The organism is Kocuria gwangalliensis, assembly GCF_039544365.1.
Lineage (GTDB): Bacteria > Actinomycetota > Actinomycetes > Actinomycetales > Micrococcaceae > Kocuria > Kocuria gwangalliensis.
Map to the genome: position 1 here is coordinate 11,498 of NZ_BAABLN010000026.1, position 24,492 is coordinate 35,989.

General features: G+C 68.0%; 15 protein-coding genes. 6 read left to right on the forward strand and 9 right to left on the reverse strand.

What is annotated here, in order from left to right:
• Positions 1 to 34: 34 nt before the first annotated feature.
• The 6 genes from ABEA06_RS08580 to ABEA06_RS08605 all read right to left on the reverse strand — a co-directional run bounded on the left by ABEA06_RS08580 (position 35) and on the right by ABEA06_RS08605 (position 13,672).
• Complete coding sequence (locus ABEA06_RS08580) at positions 35 to 1,699, reverse strand: ABC1 kinase family protein (protein WP_109269445.1); 1,665 nt, start codon at positions 1,697 to 1,699, stop codon at positions 35 to 37.
• Entirely contained in the window at positions 1,692 to 4,976 is a 3,285-nt protein-coding gene (locus ABEA06_RS08585) for a beta-phosphoglucomutase family hydrolase (protein ID WP_345311203.1), read from the reverse strand. Before ABEA06_RS08585 ends, ABEA06_RS08580 begins: the two co-directional genes overlap by 8 nt.
• A complete protein-coding gene (locus ABEA06_RS08590; protein WP_345311204.1) occupies positions 4,976 to 7,459 on the reverse strand; it encodes a phosphoketolase family protein in 2,484 nt (827 codons plus the stop codon). The genes ABEA06_RS08585 and ABEA06_RS08590 overlap by 1 nt, the downstream gene beginning before the upstream one ends.
• A gap of 62 nt (positions 7,460 to 7,521) precedes the next feature.
• Positions 7,522 to 9,966 (reverse strand): heavy metal translocating P-type ATPase, encoded by a 2,445-nt coding sequence (locus ABEA06_RS08595; RefSeq protein ID WP_345311205.1) that lies wholly within the window; start codon positions 9,964 to 9,966, stop codon positions 7,522 to 7,524.
• A 173-nt stretch (positions 9,967 to 10,139) separates the two neighbouring features.
• Entirely contained in the window at positions 10,140 to 10,418 is a 279-nt protein-coding gene (locus tag ABEA06_RS08600; protein ID WP_109269447.1) for a metal-sensitive transcriptional regulator, read from the reverse strand.
• 65 nt (positions 10,419 to 10,483) lie between these two features.
• Positions 10,484 to 13,672 (reverse strand): heavy metal translocating P-type ATPase, encoded by a 3,189-nt coding sequence (locus tag ABEA06_RS08605; RefSeq protein ID WP_345311206.1) that lies wholly within the window; start codon positions 13,670 to 13,672, stop codon positions 10,484 to 10,486.
• A 749-nt stretch (positions 13,673 to 14,421) separates the two neighbouring features.
• On the opposite strand from ABEA06_RS08605, the gene ABEA06_RS08610 reads away from it, so the two are divergent.
• A complete protein-coding gene (locus ABEA06_RS08610; RefSeq protein WP_129702225.1) occupies positions 14,422 to 15,549 on the forward strand; it encodes a YVTN family beta-propeller repeat protein in 1,128 nt (375 codons plus the stop codon).
• A gap of 176 nt (positions 15,550 to 15,725) precedes the next feature.
• Here the strand turns inward: ABEA06_RS08610 and ccsB are convergent, their stop codons facing one another.
• The 3 genes from ccsB to ABEA06_RS08625 are packed head-to-tail and all read right to left on the reverse strand — an operon-like array spanning position 15,726 to position 19,238.
• Positions 15,726 to 16,817 (reverse strand): c-type cytochrome biogenesis protein CcsB, encoded by a 1,092-nt coding sequence (gene ccsB, locus ABEA06_RS08615; protein WP_345311207.1) that lies wholly within the window; start codon positions 16,815 to 16,817, stop codon positions 15,726 to 15,728.
• 13 nt (positions 16,818 to 16,830) lie between these two features.
• Entirely contained in the window at positions 16,831 to 18,570 is a 1,740-nt protein-coding gene (gene resB / locus ABEA06_RS08620; protein WP_425559513.1) for a cytochrome c biogenesis protein ResB, read from the reverse strand.
• Positions 18,571 to 18,617: 47 nt separating this feature from the next.
• On the reverse strand, positions 18,618 to 19,238 hold the full coding sequence (locus ABEA06_RS08625) for a TlpA family protein disulfide reductase (RefSeq protein WP_129702231.1): 621 nt from the start codon (positions 19,236 to 19,238) through the stop codon (positions 18,618 to 18,620).
• Positions 19,239 to 20,083: 845 nt separating this feature from the next.
• Here ABEA06_RS08625 and ABEA06_RS08630 point away from each other — a divergent pair.
• The 5 genes from ABEA06_RS08630 to ABEA06_RS08650 form a co-directional block, all read left to right on the forward strand.
• The gene (locus ABEA06_RS08630; protein ID WP_129702234.1) at positions 20,084 to 20,461 is read left to right on the forward strand and encodes a BlaI/MecI/CopY family transcriptional regulator; all 378 of its coding nucleotides are present in this window, start codon (positions 20,084 to 20,086) and stop codon (positions 20,459 to 20,461) included.
• Positions 20,458 to 21,423 carry a M56 family metallopeptidase gene (locus tag ABEA06_RS08635; protein WP_129702236.1) on the forward strand — a complete coding sequence of 322 codons (966 nt, stop codon included), beginning with the start codon at positions 20,458 to 20,460 and terminating at the stop codon, positions 21,421 to 21,423. The genes ABEA06_RS08630 and ABEA06_RS08635 overlap by 4 nt, the downstream gene beginning before the upstream one ends.
• Before the next feature lie 783 nt (positions 21,424 to 22,206).
• Complete coding sequence (locus ABEA06_RS08640) at positions 22,207 to 23,091, forward strand: F510_1955 family glycosylhydrolase (protein WP_129702238.1); 885 nt, start codon at positions 22,207 to 22,209, stop codon at positions 23,089 to 23,091.
• A 71-nt stretch (positions 23,092 to 23,162) separates the two neighbouring features.
• Positions 23,163 to 23,912, forward strand: a complete 750-nt coding sequence (locus ABEA06_RS08645) for a cytochrome c biogenesis CcdA family protein (RefSeq protein WP_129702251.1) — start codon at positions 23,163 to 23,165, stop codon at positions 23,910 to 23,912.
• A 176-nt stretch (positions 23,913 to 24,088) separates the two neighbouring features.
• Positions 24,089 to 24,492, forward strand: a 404-nt coding sequence (locus ABEA06_RS08650; protein WP_345311208.1) for a PLP-dependent cysteine synthase family protein, incomplete at its 3' end; no start/stop codon positions are given.

Below are 24,492 nucleotides of genomic sequence, written 5' to 3' on the forward strand. Positions count from 1 at the left end.
GTGGTCGGTGGTGTGGATGGGTACTGGTCCGCGGTCAGGGCCGGCGGCGTCGTTGCCGGTGCGCCGACCAGGCCAGGTAGGCGCCCAGGGAGCCGGTCGCGCCCAGACCCGTGCTGAGCACCGGTAGTTGCCAGGATCGGCGCCGCACCGGGTCCGTTGCGGCCAGATCACCGAGTCCTCGCACGAAGGCGGCCGCCAGGATCGCCAGGCCTAACCGTTGGCCTGCCGACTCGAGGCGGTCAATGAGAGGGTCCAGTTCTACGGTGCGCAGGTGCAGTTCGGGGCCCCCGGCCTCGAGTATGGCCTGGACGCGGCGTAGCTGCTCGGGCAACTCAGCGGTGAGATCCACGACATCGGCCCCTGCCTGGGACAGGCGTCCGGCGATGGCGGAGGGGGAGTAGCGCTCCAGCACCAGCCCGTGGGCGTACGGGCGGAGGACTTCACCCAGCTGGAACTGGGGGTCCAGCGTCGTCCCCATACCTTCGGCCATTAGCAGCATTTTCAGCAACAAGGAGAGCTCCCGTGGCAACTGCAGGTGGTGACGGCGCAGGATGGCGAGAACTTCCTTGATGAGGTTCCCCACCTTGACCTCACCCAGGGTCCGCCCGGAGTAGAGGGCGACGACGGGGGCCAGGTCCTCGGTCAGGGCGGGGAGTTTGACGGGGCGGCGGGAGGTGGTCAGCTCCACCAGGGCGGTGGCGATCCGCCGGGGATGCTGGCGCACCAGGGCCAGCAGCAGCGCTCCGAGGCGGTCACGCAGTTGCTCGTCGATGTCCCCGACCATGCCGAAATCGATCAGGGCGATGCGCCCGTTGGGTTCGACGAAGAGGTTGCCCGGGTGCGGGTCGGCGTGGAAGAAGCCGTCCCGGAACACCATCTGGGCCACCGCACCGGTCGCGCGGGTCGCCAGGGCCGCACGGTCGGTCCCGGTGGCATCGAGCCCCGCCAGGTCGTTGATCTTCAGCCCGTGCATCCGTTCCAGGGTCAACACCCGGGAGGTGGTGGTCTCCCAGAAGACCCGGGGGACACGGATGGTGTCGTTGTCGGCGAAGTTCGCCGCGAAACGTTCGGTGTTGCGTCCTTCGGTGAGGTAGTCCAGTTCCGCCCGCAGCGTGGTGGCGAACTCCTCGGCAATGCCGGTCAGGTCGTAGTCGGCGGCGGCCTCCCAATGGCGGCTGGCCCGGGCGGCCATGTTCTGCAGGATCTCCAGGTCTTCTTGGACCTGTGCGGCGACCCCGGGTCGACGCGCCTTGACCACGACCTCGGTGCCGTCGGCCAGGCGGGCCGCATGGGCCTGCCCCAGGGATGCACTGGCCAGAGGTTCTTCATCGAAGGCGGCGAATAGCTCCGAGGGGGCGTGACCGAGCTCGCCGACGATCAGGTCCGTGATGATCCGCCCGGGCACCGGCGGTGTGGAGTCTTGTAGCAGGGACAGTTGCTGCCGGTACGGTTCGGGCAGCAGATCAGCCCGGGTCGACAGCACCTGCCCGAGCTTGACGAAGACCGGTCCCAGTTGTTCCAGGGCCAGGCGCAGGTGCTCGGGGTTCGTGTACGGTTCCGCGCGCTGTTCGTGCCCCAGCAGACCGCGCTCGAAAGGCACCCACCGTTGCAGGCCTGCCGCCCCCACCAGGAAGCCCAGTCCGTGACGGGCCAGGATTTCGGTGATCTGCTGGTACCGCTCGGCGTGGGTGTTAGTCATCGTCTCGGCTCCCCACCGTGGAGGTAGTGCACCCGCTGGAACCGCCTGGCTGGGCCGGGGATGATGCTGGGGTGAGCGGCACCTCCCAGACCTGACCGGGGCGCAGAATTCTCTCCAGGCCTTCGGCGCACACCCGGATGGGTGCGGCCGAACAGGGATGAAGACGCATCGCCATGGTGTGCCGGCTGAGGCTGATGCTGATCGGCTGGCCCCGGTACCTGAGCTGGAAGGAGGCCGCGCCCAGCCCATCCGGTAGCACCGGGTGCAGCCACAGGGCCTCCTCCCGGATCTCCACGCCCCCGTAGCAGCGCATCACCATGTCGGCGGTTCCGGCCATGGCCCCGAGGTGAACGCCTTCGCGGGTGGTCCCGCCCTGCGTGTCGGCGAGGTCAGCTTGCAGGGCTTGTTCGAACAGGGCCCAGGACCGGGCCCGATCGGTGCGGGCCAGCACCCAGCCGTGGGCCAGCCGACTCAGCGTCGAGCCGTGGCTGGTGCGGGCCAGGTAGTAGCGGATCGTGCGGGGAATGAGCTCCGGGGGCAGGGTGTAGCCCAGGCGGGCGAGAAGGTTCCGCAGTTCCTCGGCGGAGAACAGGTAGAAGAGCATCAGCACGTCGGCCTGTTTGGAGAGCTTGTAGCGGTTGGTGGAGTCGCCCTCGGCCTGGAGGATGAGGTCCAGCCGGCCGATGTTGCCGTAGCGGGCGCGGTAAGCCGCCCAGTCGAACTCCTCCAGATCCTCGTAGCCCTCGAACTGGCTGATGACGCCGTCCGCGTGCCAGGGGATGCGCACTCGACGGCTGATCTGGTTCCAGCGGTCGATTTCCTGGTGCTGCAGATGCAGCTGGCGCCACAACGGGTCGCAGTCGTGGCCGGCCAGCAAATCGACGATCTCCCCGGCGCGGGCCAGGACCCAGGCGGCCAAGACGTTGGTGTAGGTGTTGTTGCGCACCCCCTGGCCCGGAGCGTCCGGGTAGCCGTCGTGATATTCGTCCGGGCCCATCACCCCCGTGATGTCGAAACGGTCCTCGACGGGGTCGTGGACGGCCAGGCTGCTGACCAGCCGGGCCACCTCGATGATCATCTCCGCGCCGTAGTCGGTGAGGAAGCCGATGTCGTCGGTGGCCTGGTAGTACTGCCACACGCTGTAGGCCACGGCCAACCCGACGTGGCGCTGCCGATGGGAGTTGTTCGGCATCCACTGTCCGTTGCGGACGTTGAACAGCGCCGTCGGCGTCTCCTCCCGCCCGTCGCTACCGGACTGCCACGGGAACAGCGCCCCCTCCAGCCCTGCTTGACGGGCCGCTGCCCGGGCCGCCCCGAGGCGTCGATAACGGTAGAGCAGGAAGGACCGGGTCAGTTCGGGGCGGCGCAGGGTGAGCATGGGGTAGACGAAGAGCTCATCCCAGAAAATGTGGCCGCGATATCCCTCGCCGTGCAACCCACGGGCGGGCAGGCCGGCGTCCAGGTCCGGGCCCGTTGCCGCGACCGTCTGCAGCACGTGGAAGAGGTGCAGGTTCAACGCCAGCTCCTGGGCAGCCCCGGCCTCCAGGTCGATGCCGAAGCGATCCCACAGCTCCGCCCAGGCCGTCCCCTGTTCCGCCAGCAGCAGAGCGAACCTGGGTGCCTCATCGATCTTCGAGCCCACGTCCAGGGCGGGGGTGGAGATTGCCCGGTCCCGGGAGGTCGCCACCGCCGCGGTCTTCTCCAGGGTCACCGGCTGCCCGGGACGCAGCACCAAGGTGATCTCGTGCCCCAGCCTGTGGCCGGGAACCAGGCGCCGGCCGGTCTGAGCGGAGCAGGGGAAGACCCGGGTGCGGGCGGCGGTGGCCACGGTGATGCCGGACTGGGTGGTGGTCGCCTGGCAGAGCACCGTTTCTGCGTCCAGCTCCCGGGATTCCACCGGACCCCAGTGTTCGTTGGCCAACTCGCGATCGGCGATCACGTTGCGGTTGGACACCGCGCTGTTGACGGTGGACTCGACGATCAGTTCCCCGGACCAGTCTTCGGCCTCCACTGTGACCTCCAGGGCGGCCACATACGGACGTGCCAGGCTGTGGAGTTGACGCGACGTGACCCGGGTGGTGTGACCGGTGGCGTCACGGTAGCGGTTGGTGCGGGTCAGCACCCCGTGGCGCAGGTCCAGGACTTGGTGGTGAGCGATCATTTCCGGGCACCCCGGATGCAACAGGGTCCCCTGGGCCGGGCGCACACTCAGGTACGTCCAGTCGGGGGCGTTGACCAAGTGCTCTGTCTCGACCTGGTGCCCGGCCAGATCGGTGGTGCGGCGGTTGTAGACGCCGGCGAAGTAGGTCCCGGGGTAGTGGGTCCCGTCGGCGGTGCTGCCCGGTACCGCCCCGCGGGTGGCCCAGTACCCGTTGCCCAGCGTGCACAGGGCCTCCCGGGTACCCTCCTGGACCGGATCGAACCGGTCATAGACCAGTCGCCACCCGTCGGCCGCGGCGGTGACCGCCCCGCCGCACCACGGCCCTCGATGCTCCATCTGCAGACCGTCCTCGGCCAGAGGTACCAGCGGCACCCTCCGGAGGTCCTCCACCACGAGGTGGGCACCGGCTGCCGTCAGCTCATGGGCATTCCCGGTCCGGTCCACCCCCACCACCTGGCCGAACCCCCCGGCGGCGGCGGCGGTGACCCCGGCGGTGGAGTCTTCAATCACCACGGCCTCGGCCGGTGCTACCTCCAGGCGGCGGGCCGCTTCCAGGAAGACGGCCGGATCCGGTTTGCCCGGCATCCCCAGCCGGTGCGCGTCGGTGCCGTCGACGCGCACGGTGAACAGGTGCCCCACCCGGGCCGCCTCCAGTACCGAGGCACTGTTGCGGCTGGAGGTCACCAGGGCTGTGGGCACGCCCCGGGAGACCAGTGCGCGCAACACCACCAGGGCATCGGGGAACGCCCTGACTCCCTGCCGGGTCAGCTCCGCGGCGAAGAGCTCCTGCTTGCGGGCGGCCAGCCCATGGACGGTGAGCATCTGCGCACCGTCACCGGGCCCGCCCTCGGGTACGCTGAGCCCGCGGGCGGCCAAGAACGTGCGCACCCCGTCCCGGCGGGGGCGCCCGTCGAGGTAGGCCCGGTAGTCTGTGTCCGCGTCGAAGAGTTCCTGCACTGTGGGGGACAGGGCGGGGAGGATCTCGTCGAAGAGGGCCTTCCAGGCCCGGGCGTGCACCCCGGCGGTGTCCGTGACGACCCCATCCATGTCGAAGATGACCGCACGATACCCTTGGTCCGTGCTCGCCAGGGCCGGCACGAGGTGCTCCAGGCGCATCAGCAGCATCCCTGTCCGCTTGGGTCGCTGGCGTTGGCCGGGGCGTAGGGCCAGCGCCAGCCGCTGATCCTCGGGTCGTCCTCTCCGTGGGCCCGGGTGTAGGCGCGGGCCCACAACCGTTCTTCGAGCATGCGCTGCCGCAGCGGGGCGGCTGCCTCGGCTAGGCCGGGAACCCGGTCGATGACGTCGATGACCAGGTGGTACCGGTCCAGGTCGTTGAGCATGACCACATCGAAAGGGGTGGTCGTCGTGCCCTCCTCCTGGAAGCCGCGTACGTGGAAGTTGCCGTGGTTGGTCCGGCGGTAGGTCAGCCGGTGGATCAGGGACGGATAGCCGTGGTAGGCGAAGACCACGGGACGGCTGGTGGTGAAGATTGCGTCGAACTCCGCCTTCTGCAGCCCGTGCGGGTGCTGGCTGGCCGGTTGCAGGCGCATCAGGTCCACCACGTTGACCACACGCACGACCAAGTCTGGCAAATGCTGGCGCAGCAGATCCACGGCCGCGAGGATCTCCAGGGTGGGGACGTCCCCGGCGCAGGTCATCACCACATCGGGCAGCACCGGGGCGCTGCCCGGCTGGTTGCCTGCGGATGGGGCGGTGCCGGGAGAGGTTGGTGCTTCGTTGCCGGCCCATTCCCAGATGCCCACACCGCGTCGGCAGTGCAATGCGGCCTCGTCCACGGACAGATAGGACAGGGCCGGTTGCTTGCCGGCGACGATGAGGTTGATGTAGTCGCGGCTGCGCAGGCAATGGTCGGCCACCGACAGCAGTGTGTTGGCGTCCGGGGGCAGGTAGACGCGCACGATCTCGGCTTTCTTGTTGACCAGGTGGTCGATGAAGCCGGGGTCCTGGTGGGAGAAGCCGTTGTGGTCCTGGCGCCACACGTGAGAGGTCAGCAGGTAGTTCAGCGAGGCGATCGGCCGGCGCCACGGGATCTCCGTGGCGACTTTCAACCACTTGGCGTGCTGGTTCACCATGGAGTCCACGATGTGGATGAACGCCTCGTAGCAGGAGAAAAACCCATGCCGGCCGGTGAGTAGATATCCTTCCAGCCACCCCTGGCACAGGTGCTCGGATAGCACCTCCATCACCCTGCCGGAGCGAGCCAGCCCCTCGTCGGTGGGCAGCATCTGCGCCTGCCAGACCCGGTCGGTGACCTCGAAGACCGCGTTGAGCCGGTTACTGGCCGTCTCGTCGGGTCCCATCAGACGGAAGGTGCGCGGGTTGTCCCGGATCACGTCCCGCAACCAGGTGCCCAGCACCCGGGTGGCCTCGTGAACCGTCGTGCCCGGGGAGGGGACATCGACGGCGTAGTCCCGGAAATCTGGCAGCCGCAGGGGCTGCAGCACGGTGCCCCCGTTGGTGACCGGGTTCGCACTCATCCGGTGGGCGCCCTCCGGAGCCAGCTGGGCCAGTTCCGGGACCAGAGCACCGTCGGCGTCGAAGAGTTCCTCGGGCCGGTAGGAACGCAACCACTCCTCCAGCTGGCGCAGGTGCTGGGGGTTCTCCCGCAGACCCGACAGGGGCACCTGGTGGGAGCGCCAAGTGTTCTCGGTGGGCAACCCGTCCACCTCCGCGGGCCCGGTCCACCCCTTGGGGGTGCGCAGCACGATCAAAGGCCACCGCGGGCGCTCCGTTACGGTGCCCTCCCGGGCCTGGTCCTGAATGCGACGGATCTCCTGGAGCACCTCGTCGAGCACGGCCGCGAACCGTTGATGCACCTGTACCGGATCGCTCCCACTGACCGGGTACGGTTCGTGCCCGTATCCGCGCAGCAGGCTCATCAGCTCCTCCTCGGGGATGCGAGCCAGCACGGTCGGGTTGGCGATCTTGTAGCCGTTCAGGTGCAGGATCGGCAGGACGGCTCCGTCGTGGACGGGGTCGAGGAACTTGTTAGAGTGCCAGCTGGCCGCCAGCGGCCCGGTCTCGGCTTCCCCATCGCCGATGACGCAGGCCACCAACAGGTCGGGGTTGTCGAAGGCCGCCCCGTAGGCGTGCATCAGCGAGTAGCCCAGTTCCCCGCCTTCGTGGATGGATCCGGGGGTCTCCGGGGCCACGTGGCTGGGGATCCCGCCAGGGAAGGAGAACTGGCGGAACAGACGCCGTAGCCCGTCGGCGTCCCGGCCGATGTCCGGGTAGACCTCGCTGTAGGTCCCGTCCAGGTACGCGCAGGCCACCAGCCCCGGGCCGCCGTGGCCTGGTCCGGTCACGTACATCGCGCTCAGGGCTCGGGCCTTGATCACCCGGTTCAGGTGCGCGTAGATCAGATTCAGCCCAGGGGTGGTGCCCCAATGGCCCAGCAGCCGGGGTTTGATGTGCTCCAGGGACAGTGGCTCCTTGAGCAGTGGGTTGTCCAGAAGGTAGATCTGCCCCACCGACAGGTAGTTGGCCGCCCGCCACCATGCGTCCAGCCGGTCCAGTTCCTCCTCGCTCAGCGGTGCCTGTGCCACCGGGGGAGGGAGCGTTGTCTTGGGAGTCGTCATCAGGTTCTTCCCCTTCATCTCGCACGAACAGTGCATGGTCATCGCCAGGCGCCGGAGCTGTCCTACCGGCTTCCCGCGGGGGCCAGGCCTGGTTGGACCCGGGCTGCCGACGTCGACTCCGGCGGTTCCGGCAACCGCAGCCGCTTCAACAGCAAGGCATTCACCGCCACGATGACGCTGGAGCCCGACATCGAGATCGCCGCGATCTCCGGGCTGAGCATGATGCCGTAGGCCGGGTAGAAGACCCCGGCGGCGATCGGCAGGGCGACCACGTTGTAGCCGATGGCCCAGGTGAGGTTCTGGCGCATTTTGCGCACGGTGCCAGCGCCGATCCGCAGGGCGATCGGCACGTCCAACGGATCGGAGCGCATCAGCACCACGTCGGCGGTTTCAATGGCCACGTCGGTGCCGGCGCCGATGGCGATGCCCAGGTCGGCTTTGGCTAGGGCCGGGGCGTCGTTGACCCCGTCCCCGACCATGGCGACCCGTTTGCCCTCCGCTTGCAGTTCCGCCACTTTGGCGGATTTGTCCTCGGGTAGGACTTCGGCGATGACAGTGTCGATGCCCAGTTGGGCGGCGATCCGCTTCGCGGTCGCCTCGTTGTCACCGGTCAGCATGACGACTTCGATCCCTGCCTCGTGCATCGCGGCCACCGCGGGAGCGGCGGTCTCCCGGGCGGCATCAGCCAGGGCGATCACCCCAGCGGCCGCTCCGTCCACGGCCACCAGCACCGCGGTGCGCCCGGTCGAGGCCAGGGCCTCGCGCTGTTCGGCCACCGGGGTGATGTCGACGCTCTCGGCCACCATCAGTTTGCGGTTACCCACGAAAACCTGCCGCCCGTTCACGGTGGCCCCGGCGCCGTGGCCCGGGACGTTGCGGAAATTGCTGGCAGTCAGGGCCGGGACGCCGCGGTCCTCGGCGTAGTTCACCACCGCGGCAGCCAACGGGTGCTCAGATTCGCGTTCGACGGCCGCCACGAGGCCCAGGAGTTCGTCCTCGCCGATCCCGTGGGTGATGAAGTCCGTGACCTCCGGCTCGCCCTTGGTCAGGGTCCCGGTCTTGTCGATCACGACCGTGTCGATCCGTGCGGCTGTTTCCAAGGCCGTGGCGTTTTTGAACAGCACGCCTCGTTTGGCGCCCAAACCCGTTCCCACCATGATCGCGGTGGGGGTGGCCAGCCCCAGGGCATCGGGGCAGGTGATGACCACCACGGTGATGGCAAACAGGATTGCTTGGGCAATGCTGGCCCCGGCCAGCCACCAGACAAGGAAGGTGCCGGATCCGCCGATCAGCGCCACGAACACCAGCCAGAACGCGGCCCGATCCGCCAGACGTTGACCGGGTGCCTTGGAGTTCTGGGCTTCCTGGACCAGCGCCACGATCTGCGCCAGGGCGGTGTCCGCCCCGACCTTCGTCGCCCGCACCCGTAAGGTCCCGGTGGTGTTCACCGAGGCCCCGATGACCTCGGAGCCAGTGGACTTGGCCACCGGCAGGCTTTCGCCGGTGACCATGGATTCGTCGATCTCGGACTCGCCGTCCTCGACCACACCGTCGGTGGGGACCTTCGAGCCGGGGCGTACCAGCATCAGATCCCCGGGCATGACCTCGGCGGTGGGGATTTCCACGGTATTCCCGTCACGGATCACCAGCGCCTTGGAGGGTGCCAGCTCCAGGAGGGTGCGGACCGCGTCGTTGGCCCCGCCACGGGCCCGCATCTCCACCCAGTGCCCCAGCAGCACGAAGGTGGCCAGCACGGTGGCGGCCTCGTAGAACACTTCGCCGCCACCGGTCAATGTCACGATCAGGCTGTAGACCCAGCCGGCGCCGACCCCCACGGCCACCAAGACCATCATGTCCAGGGTGCGGGCCTTTAGCGCCCGGTAGGCGCCGTCGAAGAAGATCCAGGCCGAGTAGAAAATCACCGGCAGGGAGAGGATCAGCGCAAGGACGTCATCGCGTAAACCGAACGGGGCCGGGACCGTGAACCCCAAGACCTCCCGCCCGATCGGGGACCACAACGTGATCGGCACCGACAGCAGGGCGGCCACCAGGAACCGATTGCGCATGTCACGGATCATGGCTTCCATCGACATGCCACCGCTGCCATGGCCCATGACCTCCTGGGCGTCACGAACAACGTGCTGCCCGTGTCCGGCGGGGGCGTCCTCGCCATGGTCCGTGGGGTTCAGCCTCGATCCGGGCCGGTCACCGGTGACCCGGTGACCGGCCCGTCCAGCGACGGTTCCGTCCTCCTCAAGCGGGTCGCACACGTGCTCGGGCACCGACTGGCCCGCGCAGTGGTAACCGCACTCCCGCACCCACCAGGTCAGATCCTTGATCGAGGTCAGACCGGGATCGTAGGTGACATTGGCCGTCTGGGAGACAGGATTCGCCTCCACTCGCAGCACCCCCGGCCGGCGCGACAACGCGGCTTCAGCAACGGCCTTCGACGAGGCCCAGTGCACGCCTTGCACCTCCATGACGGCCGTGGTCTCGTGATCGCTCATGCTGTCCTCTTTTCTCATCAAACGAATCTCTGCGGAGTGTTTGCGAATCCCCATGCCCGTGGGCGGCCTCTCAAGACGGTCCACGCCAAAGCAGTCAAGCTGTGCCTTGGTTCGCTCGGGCCAGGCGGCTCCGGAAGGCTCTGGCCGGTTCGACCCTCATCAGTAGTTCTTCTTCAGCCACGGACCAGCCGAGCGATAGCGTCCACTGCTTCCTGGAGCTTGGCCTCCTGCGCGGGGCCGCCGGCGTCGGCAGCTTGGATGAGACAGCGGCTCATGTGATCCTTCAGCAAGACCAGCGCCACCTCGTGCAGGGCCCCGGACACCGCAGCGACCTGGGTAAGGACATCGATGCAGTACCGGTCCTGCTCGACCATCCGGGTGATGCCACGGACCTGTCCCTCGATGCGGTTCAGGCGCCGCACCACAGCTGCCATGTCGATGGTGGGTTCCATGGCGACTCCTGGTGGTCCTACGTATTGCCCCCGTGCTCCTTTCAGGGCTACGGGCGCAGCCTCGTTCACTGGGTGCTGGTGTATCTGGCCGGGGCGTCCTGGAAGGACTGGGCGCAGCGGGTCGAGCAGAAGTGGTAAGTGCGGCCCTCGTGCTCGACGCTGGTGGCCGCGGTGACCGGGTCGATGTTCATCCCGCAGACCGGGTCGACGACCGTTGTGGTGTTCTCGGGCATGGCTTCCTCCCTTGGGGGTGTTCCGGGTTTTGTGGTGTCCTCGCGCCCGACTTCCACCACCGGGTCGGTGGTGACGGGGGCGTGGGCGAGGTCGGGAACGGGGCGAGGGGTGAAGGCGCGCAGCCGGTTGGCGTTGGCCACCACCGACAGGGAGGACAAGGCCATCGCAGCCGCGGCGATCATCGGGCTCAGCGTCCAGCCCAGGGACGGGTACAGCACACCGGCGGCGATGGGGATGCCGACGCCGTTGTAGACGAACGCGAAGACGAGGTTCTGGCGGATGTTGCGCATGGTGGCCCGGGACAGGTCCACGGCGGTGACCACCCCGGACAGCGCCCCGGAGATCAAGGTGATGTCGGAGGCCTCGATGGCCACGTCGGTGCCGGTGCCGATGGCCGAGCCCACATCGGCCTGGGCCAGGGCGGGGGCGTCGTTGATGCCGTCCCCGACCATCCCCACTACGCGCCCTTCGTCTTGCAGGCGTTTGACCTCACTGGCCTTGTGTTCGGGCAGCACCTCGGCCACCACCCGGTCGATGCCGACCTGGCGGGCGATGGCCGCGGCGGTGGCCCGGTTGTCCCCGGTCATCATCACCACCTCGATGCCGCGGTCGCGCAGCGCGGCCACGGCCCCCACGGAACCCTCCTTGAGGGTGTCGGCCACCCCGATCACCCCGGCCGGGCGCCCGTCGACGGCGGCCAGCATCGGGCTCTTCCCGTCCGCGGCCAGTTCCTGGGCGGGGGCGGTGAGCACATCGGCGTCGATGCCTGCCCCGGTGAGCAGACGCCGGTTGCCCACCAGCACCTGGCGCCCGCCCACCAGGGCGCGGACCCCCTGGCCGGTGACGGAGTCGAAAGCGGTGGCCTCGGGCACGGACACTCCGCGCTCCTGCGCCCCGGCGACGATAGCGGTGGCCAGAGGGTGCTCCGAGAAGCGTTCCACCGCCGCCACCAGAGCCAGCACCTCGGCGTCGGTGAAGCCCGGGGCGGGCAGCACATCGGTCAGGGCGGGAGTCCCCTTGGTGATCGTGCCGGTCTTGTCCAGCACGATGGTGTCCAGCTTGTGGGCCGTCTCCAGGGCCTCGGCCGAGCGGATGAGGATCCCGGCGGTGGCCCCCTTGCCGGTGCCCACGGTGATCGACAGCGGAGTGGCCAGCCCCAGGGCGCACGGGCAGGCGATGATCAGCACCGACACGGCCGCCACCAGGGCGAAGACCACCGCAGGCGGGGGACCGACCAGCGCCCAGACCACGAAGGACCACAGGGCGATGAGGATCACCGCGGGCACGAAGTAGCTGGAGACCTGATCGGCCAGCCGCTGGATCGGCGCCCTGGAGCCCTGGGCCTGCCGGACCAGGGAGATGATCTGGGCCAGCATGGTGTCCGAGCCGACCTTGGTGGCGGTGTAGCGGAAAGAACCGGTCTGGTTGATGGTCGCGCCGATCACGGTGTCCCCGGCGGTCTTGGTCACCGGGATGGGCTCACCGGTGACCATCGACTCGTCCACCGCCGAGGTGCCCTCCAGCACCTGCCCGTCCACGGGCAGCTTCTCCCCGGGGCGCACCACGACGACGTCGCCGGCCACGACCTCCCCCAAGGGGATCTCCCGCTCCTGTCCCTCGCGGATGACCCGGGCGGTGTGCGGTTGGAGCCCGATCAGGGTGCGGATGGCCTCCCCGGTCCCGGCCTTGGCCTTGGTCTCCAGCAGGCGCCCGAGCAGGATCAAGGTGATGATCACCCCGACCGCCTCGTAGTAGACGTACCGGGCCTCGGCCGGCACGAGGCCCGGGGCGATGGTCACGACCAGGCTGTAGCTGTAGGCGGCGATCGTTCCCAAGGTGATCAACGAGTTCATGTCCGCGGTGCGGTGGGACAGCGCCAGCCACCCGGTCTTGTGGATGGGCCAACCGGTGTAGAGCATCACCGGGGTGATTAGCGCCAGCTGCAACCACGGATTCATCAGCACCGGCGGCACCCAGGCCATGCCGAACAGCTCCATGGCCATCACCGCCGCCACCACCGGCAGGCTCAGCACGGACCCGACGATCACCCGGCGGCGCAGATCGGCGATCTCCGCCGCTCGCTCCTTCGCCTCGGTGTCCTCCGGCTCCTCCACCGGGCCGTGCCCGTGCGGGGGCTCCTGCCCCGGCAGTGGGGCCGTAGAGGTTCGGGTGTCCTCCTGGACCACGACATGGTCGTGGGAGTGCTCGCCGGCCCCTTCAGTGGAGCCTTCGACGTCGGCCGAGTCCTCGAGGGCCTCGAGGGTGCCGTGCAGCATGTTCATCCCGCAGCTGACCTCGTGGCGCCCGGCCGGTAGCCCGGGGATCTCGACCACGGTGCTGCCGAAGGCCGGGACCGCGGTGTCCACCCCGGCATCGGCCACCACAAACCGCTCCGAGCAGGCGCTGTCCTCCTGCCGTAGCAGCTCCAGCCGCAGTGGCGCCCCGGCTGCCACGCGCAGCAGCTGGGGGTGGTAGCCCCCGCGGATGGTCAGCTGCGCGGTCTGCGCACCGTGGTCCATCCGGGCGTGGGTCACCTCGGCCACGGTGGTGCGCGTCGGCCCTGTGGAGGCGGCGTCGCCGTGGGTGGCCGTGCCCGCGGCGTGAGCCGGTGCCGCCGAGATCGGGGCCGGCGAGGTGCTGTCGTGCTCGTTGACGACGCGGAGGCGGCCGTGCAGCATGTTCATCCCGCACGCGAAGCCGTACTCGCCCGGCTCGGTGGGGGTGAACTCCACGGCCGTGCGCGCATAGGCGGGCAACGGCTGGTTGATCTGGAAATCCGGGATGACCACCCGGGAGGAGCAGTCCCCGGTCTCCTGCCGGTCGAAGACCAGCCGGACCGGCACTCCGGGGGCCACCTGGATCAGGTCCGGGCTGTACCCGCCCTTGACCGTCACGGTGACCGTCTGCACCCCGGCCTCCAGCTCGGCCCGGCGAGTTTTCTTCGGACCGAAGAAGAACCAGAGCAACACGGCACTAACGACCACCACCACAACCACCAACACCCAGCCCTGAATACTCACGGCCCTCACCTCTTCTATACCCTCCTAGGGTATAGGGTCAGCCTAGGTCACGGGGAAGCGATAAGGAGCAGGTAACGATGAAGATTTCATGAAGTCTTTCCCGTAGTGGATCGAGAGACTGCTGTCCCGAAGGCCTGCTTCAAGACAGTCACATCGTGCCGGGGGAGGGGCGCTGGCCAGGCGGAGCAGGCCTGGGGGAGTGCACCGAGCCTGCTCCTTCTCCCTGAAACCTTCCGACCTTCGAGGGTTCCCCGGAAGGGTGGAAGGCCTGCTGCCAGTGCTGTGAGGGATGCGTAGCCGATCCGTCTTGGACCGGTGTACTCGGAAGGTAGAGCACGGTGTGACCGATATGCGTTCGATATTCGAGGGCTCAGAGGTTCCGGTGGGTCACCACTCGGGGGGCGATGGTGACCGCGGCGCCGTCGAGGTCCTCCGACCACTCGACCTGGCAGCTCAGCCGGGAGGTCTCGTGACGGGTGTCGTCGAGCATCCCGACCTATCATTGAAGATTTGGTGAAGATCGGGCCGAAACAGGTTTGGTCGCTGAGTTTAAGGGCTACGATTTGATCACCGTAGGATCGTGTTGAGTCCTACTGCCAAGGGGGCGTTCTCAAGCCGATGGGTGCTGACAGGACTGGAGGTCCGTGGCGTCGAGGCTTTTAATCACACGTCAATCCCGCTCCACATCTTCGGTCCGCCACAATTCTTCTCCTAATTCGTTCGACCCGAAAGGTCTAGTGAGGATCTTGATGAATCGACGGCTCGCCGTCACCAGTCTGGCTGTTCTAATGATGGTTGGCCTGGCGGCCTGTTCCAACGGCACACCACCGGAAGCCACCACGGCGACCGCCTCCGCTCCTTCGAGCGGTGGGGGCATGACCGGAACGGTGTGGGTGGCGAACGAGGAGGGCGACAGTCTCACTGTCTTGGACGCGGCCACGAACGAAGTCGTCACGACGTTGACCGGGGTGGAGTCCCCGCACAACGTGCAAGCCGGGGCCGACGGCTCCGTCGGATACGCGGTGAGCGGCCACGACAACACGACCATCGCCGTCGACGCGGAAAGCTATCAGGTGGCCGCGGTTGCTCCCAGCGGACCGGCCCCCGCGCACGTGATCGACGCCGCCGACGGCACCAAGGTCTACACCACCAATGCCGGCGACGGCACCGTCTCGGTCTACCGCGCACCGGGTTTTGACCCGGTCGCCACCATCGACCTTGGGGGGATGCCCCATGGTCTGCGCCCAGCAGCCGATGGGTCGGTGATCGCGGTGGCCAACACCGAGGCCGGTTCGGTGGATCTGATCGATCCGGGCACCGACACCAAGACCGCCTCAGTGCCGGTCGAGGGCGGCCCCGTGCAGGTGGCGGTCGACGCCGACGGTACCTACGCCTATGCCAGCATCGCCGAGCCGGCCTCGGTCGTGAAGATCGACCTCGCCGCACGGGAGGTGGTGGGCACCGTTGAGGTCTCAGCTTCTCCGGTCCAGGTGTATCTGTCCCCGGACGGCCGCACCCTGCTCTCGGCCGACCAGGGCACCGAGGCCGAGCCCGGGAACACCTTGTCCGTGATCGACCCGATCGAGATGACCGTCCGCGGCAGTGTCCGCACCGGCTCCGGTCCGCACGGGGTGGTCATCGACACCACCGGGACGAGGGCCTGGGTCACGAACACTTACGACGACACCGTCTCCGTCGTGGACCTTGAGAGCCTTTCGGTCCTTGCCACTGTGCCGGTGGGGGACCTGCCGAACGGCATCAGCTTCTCCTCCCGCCCACCCGGTGATGTGGAGGAGCCCTCGATCAGACTCGAGATCCCTGAGCCGTCTCGGGCAGCCACCGGCGAGGCGGAGCAGACGGAAGGGCATGCGCACTGATCCGGTTGCGAGTATCTACGTAATTGGATTTGCGCCATCGGTGGTGCACACCATCCGCGTGCACCCGAGACAACAACATCAGCTGCCTGCGCTTCCCGCACATCGTTCGGCACATCCCCTCCGGACCATGTGATACGTACTCCCGCGGCTCGTGGAGGGAGCCTTAGGTCCGGGGCTCAGAGCCCGGAGTATGAGTGCAGGCCCTCGAAGACCGTGTTGACCACGGTGAAGTTGAAGATCACGCAGAGGTAACCGGCGATCGACAGCCACGCCGAGCGGGTGCCCGTCCACCCGCGGGTGGCGCGGGCGTGTATGTAAGCGGCGTAGACCACCCAGATCACGAACGTCCAGACCTCCTTGGGATCCCACCCCCAGTAGCGGCCCCAGGACTGCTCGGCCCAGATCGCGCCGGCGGCAAGAGTAAAGGTCCAGAACGCGAAGCCGACCGCGTTGAGCCGGAAGGACAGGTCCTCCAGCGCCTGGGAGGAGGGGACCATGGCCAGGAAGCCCATGCCAGGGGCTTCCCCGGCCAGGATCGCTCGTTCGCGCCGGGCCTGCAGCAGCTGCAGCACGGCCATGGCGAACGTGATGGTGAAGATCCCGGAGGCCGCTACCGCGATGGACACGTGGATCACCAGCCACCAGGACTGCAGCGCGGGAACGAGCGGACCCACCGGGGTGGGGAAGCCGATGGTGGCCGCGCACAGCATGATCACCACAAGCCCGGACACCAGGGTCCCCACGAAGCGCAGATCCCGGCGCAGGAGTGCGGCCAGGTACACCCCGGCCACGACCAGGGCCCCGGTGGTGGCAAATTCGTACATGTTGCCCCACGGCACCCGGCCGGCGGCGATCGCCCGGCTGGCGACCGCAGCGGTGTGGAGGAGGAAGGCCAGGACCATGATGGTCACCGCCGCCCGCGCCGCGGGGCGGCGTTCTCCGGTGTAGCGCATGGAGGAGTCGGCGACGTGTTCGGCCAGTACGGCTCGGGTAGGAGGCTTGTGTCCGCGGCCACGTTCATTGGCGCCCAGTCCGGGCCGAGAGTCGTCGGCCTTCTTGGTGGTTCCGGCGGTGCTGTTCACCTGAGCAGGAGCGGTCGCCGCGCCCACCAGTTGCTCGTCCCGTCTGCTGTGATGCGCGGTTCGGTGCAGGGTCCTGGAATGGGAGGCCATGTCCCAGGCGAAGGCCACGAAGGCCACCAGATAGGTCATGGCGGCCAAGAGCATGAACAGTGCGCTCCAGGTGCCCAGGGTCTCGTCGATGGTCATGGATACTGTCCTCTCAGTCGTGGGTAGGCCCGCTCCAGGCCCGATTCGTGCTCCGATGCGCGGCAGGGTCCCCCGGCGGATCCGCGGTTCCCCAATGCTCGGAGAACAGCTCGCTCAGCCGCTCGGCCTCGGTCGCGAGCCGGGGGTCCTCGCCGCGGGCCAGCAATCCGTACTCCAGCACCGTGCAGGCCCCGCCGTTCCTGTCGACGCCCTGCCCCGCGCGCACCCAGACGCGGCGGCGGGAGATGAACATAGACATCAGCAGGCCCGTGAACGCCAGGACGAAGGAGATGAAGGCCCCGATTCGGCCAGGGTCGTAGACGATGTCCAGGCCCACGTAACGCTTGACGTCCAGGAACTCGATCGCGCCCTTGCCTCCGGGCAGCTCGTGCACGGGGTTCGCGGCATCCAGGGCGATCGGTCCGCTCTGGGTGAGCATGCCGTTGAGCTCGGTGAGTTCCTCGACGTCGAGGACGTACACGTTCTGCGGGACCCCGCTGTCCAGCCCCAGGTCCCCGGAGTAGGAGGACAAGATCAGTTGTGGGTTGGCCAGACCCGGGTCCACTGATCGCGGCATCCCGTCCGGACCGGTGACCGCGGTGGGCAGCAGCAACCCGGTGAAGCCGAGCTGGTCAGGACGCGCATCCGGGACCTTCAGCACCAGCGAGGACGTGTAGACCCCATCGGAGGGAATGGTCACCACGGGGCCCTCGAAGGCCACGTCCCCGTCGCCGTCGGTCACCCGGATCACCGGGGCGTAGCCGTTACCAATGAGGAAAGACTTCACACCGTTGACGTTCACCGGTGCATTGACCTTCAGGGTCTCCGGCTGCGGCTCCGCACCCGGTTCCTGGACGGTGATCTCCGCGGTGAAGTCCAGGGGCGCCCCGTAGCTGCGCGGGTTCGTGGTGTCCCGGTTGAACACGGCCTCGAAGCGGTCGAGCCGGATCGAGAACGGGTCGAGCCAGTCGGGGTTGTAGTTGGTGCCGGGAGTGAAGGAGTCGTAGTTGATCAGGGTGTTGGCAAACGACTCGCCCTCCACGAGGATCTTCTGGCCCTTGTAGCCGAAGAGGGAGCCGACGGCCACGGAGACCAGCACGCCCAGCAGGGCCAGGTGGAAGACGATGTTGCCGACCTCCTTCCACATCCCGCGCTCGGCGGCCACCGACGGGGCGGCCGAGCCCGTGTCCCGCACCGCCACCCGGTAGCCGCGCCTGCGCAGCAGCCGGGCGGCGTCGGCGACGACGTCGCCGGGGGCCGGCGCCCCGGCGCCGTCGCGCCCGCCCAGGGCCAGCGAACGGTGCTCGGGCAGCCGCTCGAGCCGCCGCGGGGTGCGCGGGGGCTCGGCCCGCCACGCGCGCCAGTGCTTGGCCGCGCGCGGCAGCACGCAGCCCACGAGGGAGACGAACAGCAGGATGTAGATCGCGGAGAACCACGCCGAGGAGAAGACGTCGAACAGCTGCACCCGGTCCAGCCACTCCCCCAGGGCGGGGTTGTTGTCGATGTAGTCCTGGACCGCCGCCGGGTCCTGGATTCGCTGCGGGAAGATGGATCCCGGCACCGCGGCGACCGCCAGCAGCAGCAGCAGGAACAGGGCCGTGTTCATCTTCGTCAGCTGCGTCCAGGCCCACCGGGCCATGCCCAGGGGCCCCAGGGCGGGAAGCTCGACGTCACTTTTCCCAAGACCAGCAGCTGAGGAGCTCCCGGCGCCCCTGGCGGTGCTGCTCTCCCTGCTGCTGGCGGTGGTGCTCATACCGGCCTTTCTGACCCCGGGACTGGGGCGGGATGGGTTGCCTGCCGTCATGCCGCTTCGGCCACCGTGTCCTCCAGCAGGGTCTCCAGCACGGAGCGGTCCGCGATGCCGAGGATGCGGGCGGCCACCCGCCCCTGGGCGTCGAGCACGAGGGTGGTGGGCACCGCCTGCGGGGGCACGTAGGCGCTCAGGGCCATCAGCACGCCCCCGTCCTTGTCCTCGAAGGATGGATAGGGGATCTCGAAGGTGCGCTCGAACGCCTCGGCGGTGGCCCGCTCGTCGCGCAGGTTCACGCCGTAGAACGCCGCCTGCCCGTCGAAGCGCTCGGCCAGCTCTCGGAGGTCCGGGGCCTCGACCCGGCACGGGGCGCACCCTGCGTACCAGAAGTTCAGCAGCGCGGGGCTCCCGCGCAGGGCCTCGGCGGAGAGGGTCGTTCCGTCGAACAGCGTGCCGGTGAACTGCACCGGCTCCCCGCGCTGGTCGGCCGGGTACTCGGAGACCGTGCCGTCACCGGCGATGTAGCCCTTCTGGTCCCCCGAGTTCGCCTGCTGGGCCAGCGAGTCCTCCTCCGTGCACCCGGCGAGGGCGAGTCCAAGGACGCCGAGGCCCGCGAGGGAGAGCACGCGTCGGCGGGACGGACGGGAGGCGGGCGAGGGGTGGGAGATCATGGGCATTTCACCTGAGGATTGGAATAGGTGTGGGGACGGGAGGGGTAGCGCAGACCCCCGCCCGGATGGGTAGGGAAGCTGATGGGCCTGGGGCGGCTACCCCACGGGCTTGCCATGGGAAGGTTCGGGGCCGGTATCCGGCATCGAGGTCCTGGATCCCAGGCAGGCCCAGGATCGGGGGCCACCGTGCAGCCGAAGCCGATTGCGCGGCCGCAAGCGTTCTCGACGCCGCGCTGTTTCCCAGCCGACGTGCTGCACCACCACCCACCGAAGTACTACGATGGATAGTAACTGTTCTGGGGGAGGATTTCATATCGTCTCTCCCCTTCTGCAAGAGGGCCGGTTTGCCGGTTCTACGGTCAAGGCGCTGTTGCTGGTGCGCGGCGTTCCGATGATGCCGGAGGGGAAGAATGATCTCTTCCGATGGGCGTTACTACTGATCACACGGGACCTCCACCTTTCTGGTCATGGCCATGGACGCGAGACTGTTGCACCATCTCTGCCGCACGCGGCGGCACCAGGAGTGACCGGAGCCCGCAGCAGGTCTAGCCCGTGACGCAGCCTTGGTGAACGCCAGACCGATGTGCCTCGGGTGACCTTCGGGCACCGCTGGCGCACGGCCGCCCGGACCACCTCCGGCTACGTCCACGACCGAAATGCCGATATGAACCCCACAGTGGCCGCGGAAGGCAGGTCGCTGATGTTGCGGGAAGCCCGGAAAGTGGGATTGCAGGGCTGGGTAGGTAGGGTGCTGGTGCCCCAGAATCCGCTTCGCGGCGGGGCCCTACTATGGGGCATAGGAAACGTGTGGAAGCGGCGGCGTTGGACGCGGGAAGGAGACCTCCATGCACCATCTGGGACACCTGGAGTCGGCGATCATGGACCTCATGTGGTCGCGGTCCGCTCCGGCTTCCGTCCGAGAGATCCTGGTCGGCCTGCAACCGGAGCGGGAACTGGCCTACATGACCGTGAAGACCGTCATGGACACCCTCCACCGCAAGGGCTTGTTGATGAGGGAACCCGACGGGCGCGCCTTCCGCTACCGGCCCACCCGCACGCGTGAGCAATATACTGCCGCGCACATGGGGGAGGTCCTGGCCAGTGGCAACGACCGGCGAGCCACGCTGCTGCACTTCCTGGAGCAGATCCCGGCCGAAGACCTCACCCAGCTGCGCGAGGCATTGAACCAGGCGGCCGGGCCGCCGGCCGGGACAACCCAGTGACAACTCCGGTGCTGCTGATCACCTTCGCATTGCTCGCAACCCTGGCGGGTCCGTTGCTGAAGGGCAGGGGCTGGGTCGACCGGTCGCCCCGATTGGGGATCCTGGTCTGGCAAGCCCTAACCGCCTCGATCGTGGTGAGTGTCATCCTGGCTAGTGTGTCCCTGGCGCTACCGGTGATGCCGGTCCTCGGGGGATTGGCGGATTTCCTGCAAGCCTGCGCGATGGTCCTGCGGGCCCAGTACTCCACACCCGGAGGCGCAGTGGTCAGCATGGCAGGGGCCGTGATGGCGTTCGTGCTCGGGGCCCGGGTGCTCTACTGTTTGGCCATCGAGGTGATGTCTGCCAGGCGGGACCGAAAAGAGCACATCGGCTCTCTGTCGTTGGTCTCCCGCCGTGATCCGACCACCGATGTGCTGGTGGTCGACCACGCGGTGCCGACCGCTTACTGTCTGCCCGGGCGTCGCCGTGACATTGTCTTCACTACCGCAGCCCTACGCGTCCTGGACGAACAACAACGTCAGGCGGTGCTGCGCCATGAACTGGCGCACCTGCACGGGCACCACCATCTGGTCCTTATCGGTGCCAATGCGTGGGTACGGGCCTTCCCTCGAATCCCCATTTTCGCCATGGCGCGCGTGGAGCTGGGCCGGCTGGTGGAACTGGCCGCCGACGACCGAGCGGCCGCCGGCAATGACAGTAGGCTCACCGTGGCCAGTGCTCTGGTGCGACTGGCCGAGGCCGGGCATGCTCCCGCCTCTGCACTGGCTGCCAGCGGTACTGCGACACTGGTACGTGTGCGCCGGCTGGCTGCACCTGCCGCCCCGTTGCATCGGGCACGGGTGGCGCTGACGATGGTCGCGGCCACCGCAATGCTGGCCCTGCCGGTGGCTGTTACCGCAACCCCGGCTCTTGCCACGGTCCAAGCACAGACCTGCCCGGTGGAGTTCCCCCAGAGCGTCTGAAGCGCACGGCCGGATGCACCACCCGGTACAGGGGGTAGCGAACGAGTCGGTGAGGGGAACGCCAGTGTCGGGGTGGCGATGGCGTTGGCCTCGGTGTCCGTTGTCAATCACAGTTTGCGTCCGCGCAGCATCCGTTCCCATCGCCCCGGTCCTCGAGTCCTAGCCGCGCCGTCGAGAAGCAGTGATCACCGCAGCCGCATGACTGGCGATGGCCTCCAGGAAGAAGTCGCCAAGCGGAGTGAGGGGATCAAAACGTTGCAGGTGCAACAGACGTAAGGCCAGCAGCGTGCGACCTCGTGTCGGGCTGGTGAGCGCCACGACGCGTGGTGGTCGGTAGCTCCTAGCGCTGTCCCGGTGTGCTCTGTGGTGACCGCCCGTGCCATGGGTTCAGGTCCATGCAGCCCGTGGGGTTGGCAAAGGCGACGTTTTGGACTTGGTCTCTCAAACCGTCTACTATGCCACATAGTATTAGATGTCTTGATGGCGGCCAGTAGGAGCCTTTTTCGTGTTTGCGGCCAGGGTTTCGACGCGGGCCGTCGCCGTAGTCATCGACGGAGCCGTCGTCGGTGGCCCAGTCGTTGCCATCCCCCCAGGAGCCGGGATCCAGCAACGCGGGCAAGGCGCGCATGTCCGAGCAGATGATGGCCCACCGTCCCAACATGGTCCCGCCACGTGAACAGATGACGGGCAACATAGGCGGGCAGAGAGTAGAGAGCACTCGCTTCGTAGGCGTCTAGACAGACCGACCAGTCCGTTCCCCTGTCTCTTTAGGAAAGTAACCTCATGATTCTCAACGCCAACATCGTCGGGAGCCGAAAAACCCGCACAGCCGTGATGGCTGCAGTGACCGCTCTGCTCGTCACCGCCTGCACCCAGCAGGGCAGCGAGTCGGCGGAGGTGGCGTCCTCGGCTGGGGAGGAGAACCCGTTCGGACACGTTCACGGTCTGGCGTTGGACCCGGGTACCGATCAGCTGTTGTTGGCAACTCACAATGGGTTGTTCGACATCAGCGGAGAGTCACCGGAGAAGATCGGGCCCACCAACGACCTGATGGGTTTTGCCACCGCCGATGCCGGGCGCTATTACGCTTCCGGGCACCCCGGATCGGGCTCGGATCTGCCTAACCCGCTGGGTCTGGTGGAGTCCACCGACGGCGGGCAAACCTGGCAGGAGCTCTCCCGTCAGGGCGAGTCCGACTTCCATGCGTTGACGGTCTCGCAGGAGGGCGTCATCGGCTTTGACGGCACTCTACGGATGACCACCGACGGGCAGGAGTGGATCGAGGCCAGCGACCAGATTCAGCCGGTCAACCTCGCCGCCTCCACGGACGGGCCGGTCGTGCTGGCCACTACCGAAGACGGCGTGCAACGCTCGGATGACGGCGGGGCCACCTGGGAGCTACCCGAAGGTGCCCCGGTGCTGCTGATCACCGCCTTCGCCGACGCTGACACGGCCGTGGGGGTGGCCCCGGACGGGACCGCGCACGTCAGCCGCGACGCCGGGAAGAGCTGGGAGACGACCGGAGGGATCACCGGCCAACCCTCCGCTGTGGCCGCCAGCACGGACGGCGAGGACGGGCTGCAGATTTGGGTGGCCACTGAGCAGGGCATCGAGTTCTCCGACGATGCCGGGGCCACGTTCTCCACCACCATCCCGGCAGGACAGTAAGCAGCTCCGATGGTGAAGGATCTGCGTGTCAGCGGCCGTGCCGCCCGTGAGGGGCGCGGCCGGTGATCCTGCTGAACGTCGGAGAGTTCTTCGCCCAGAACGTCCAGTCCGGGGCGTTGCTCGTGGCGATCCCCTTGGCGCTGACCGCGGGGATCGTCTCCTTCATCTCCCCGTGCATTCTGCCGCTGGTGCCTGGCTACCTGGGGTACGTCTCGGGATTGACTGATCCCGCTGCTCCCGGTAATCGGCGCAGAGTCCTGACCGGTGTGGGTCTGTTCATCCTGGGTTTCGCGCTCGTCTTCACCTTCTACGGGGCTGCGTTCGGGGCCATCGGCGGGTGGTTGCTGCGGTGGCAGGACGTGATGATCCGCGTCCTGGGCGTGTTCGTCATCGGGATGGGCCTGGCCCTGATCGGGCGACTGCCCTTCCTGCAGGCCACGACGAAGCCTTCTTGGCAGCCGCGCCGAGGCCTGGCCGGCTCTCCGTTGCTGGGCGTAGTTTTCGGTCTGGGCTGGACCCCGTGCATGGGACCGACCCTGAGCGCCGTATTGGCCCTGAGCACCACCACTGGCACCGCCTGGCGTGGGGCGCTGCTGGCCTTCGTCTACTGCCTCGGACTCGGCATTCCCTTCGTCATGGTTGCCCTGGGCATCAACTGGGTCTCCAAGACCCTGGCGTTCATCCGCCGGCACATGCGCGCCTTTAACCTCGCCGGTGGTTCCGTGCTGATCCTCGTGGGAGTGCTCATGGTCTCCGGGATCTGGGTGCGCTGGATCTACCAGCTCCAGAACCTCTCCGGCACCTACCTCACCCCCGTCTGATCCCTGGCTCTGGCTGTACGAACCGCAGGGATCGGCAAGGACGTGGCCGGGCCTCTCAAGCAGTGCACCGATGCGCCCCAGACGTTCTCGGTCCTCTGCCCGCCCCGATCCTCCGACAACCGCTCTCCGACCAGCCAGCATCCACGAACACGCCACATCGTCACCGAGGAGCACACATGCCGAAGATCTACAACGACGTCACCGAGATCGTGGGCCGCACCCCGCTCGTCCGCCTCAACCGGCTCGACGAGGGCCTGCCCGGCAACGTCGCCGTGAAGCTGGAGTTCTACAACCCGGCCAACTCCGTCAAGGACCGCATCGGCGTCTCCATCGTGGACGCCGCGGAGAAGTCCGGCCTGCTCAAGCCGGGCGGCACGATCGTCGAGGGCACCTCCGGCAACACCGGCATCGCCCTGGCCATGGTCGGCGCGGCCCGCGGCTACAAGGTGATCCTCACGATGCCCGAGACCATGTCCAACGAGCGGCGGGTCATGCTGCGCGCCTACGGCGCCGAGATCGTCCTGACCCCCGGTGCCGAGGGGATGCGCGGAGCGGTCGAGAAGGCGCAGGAGATCGTCGG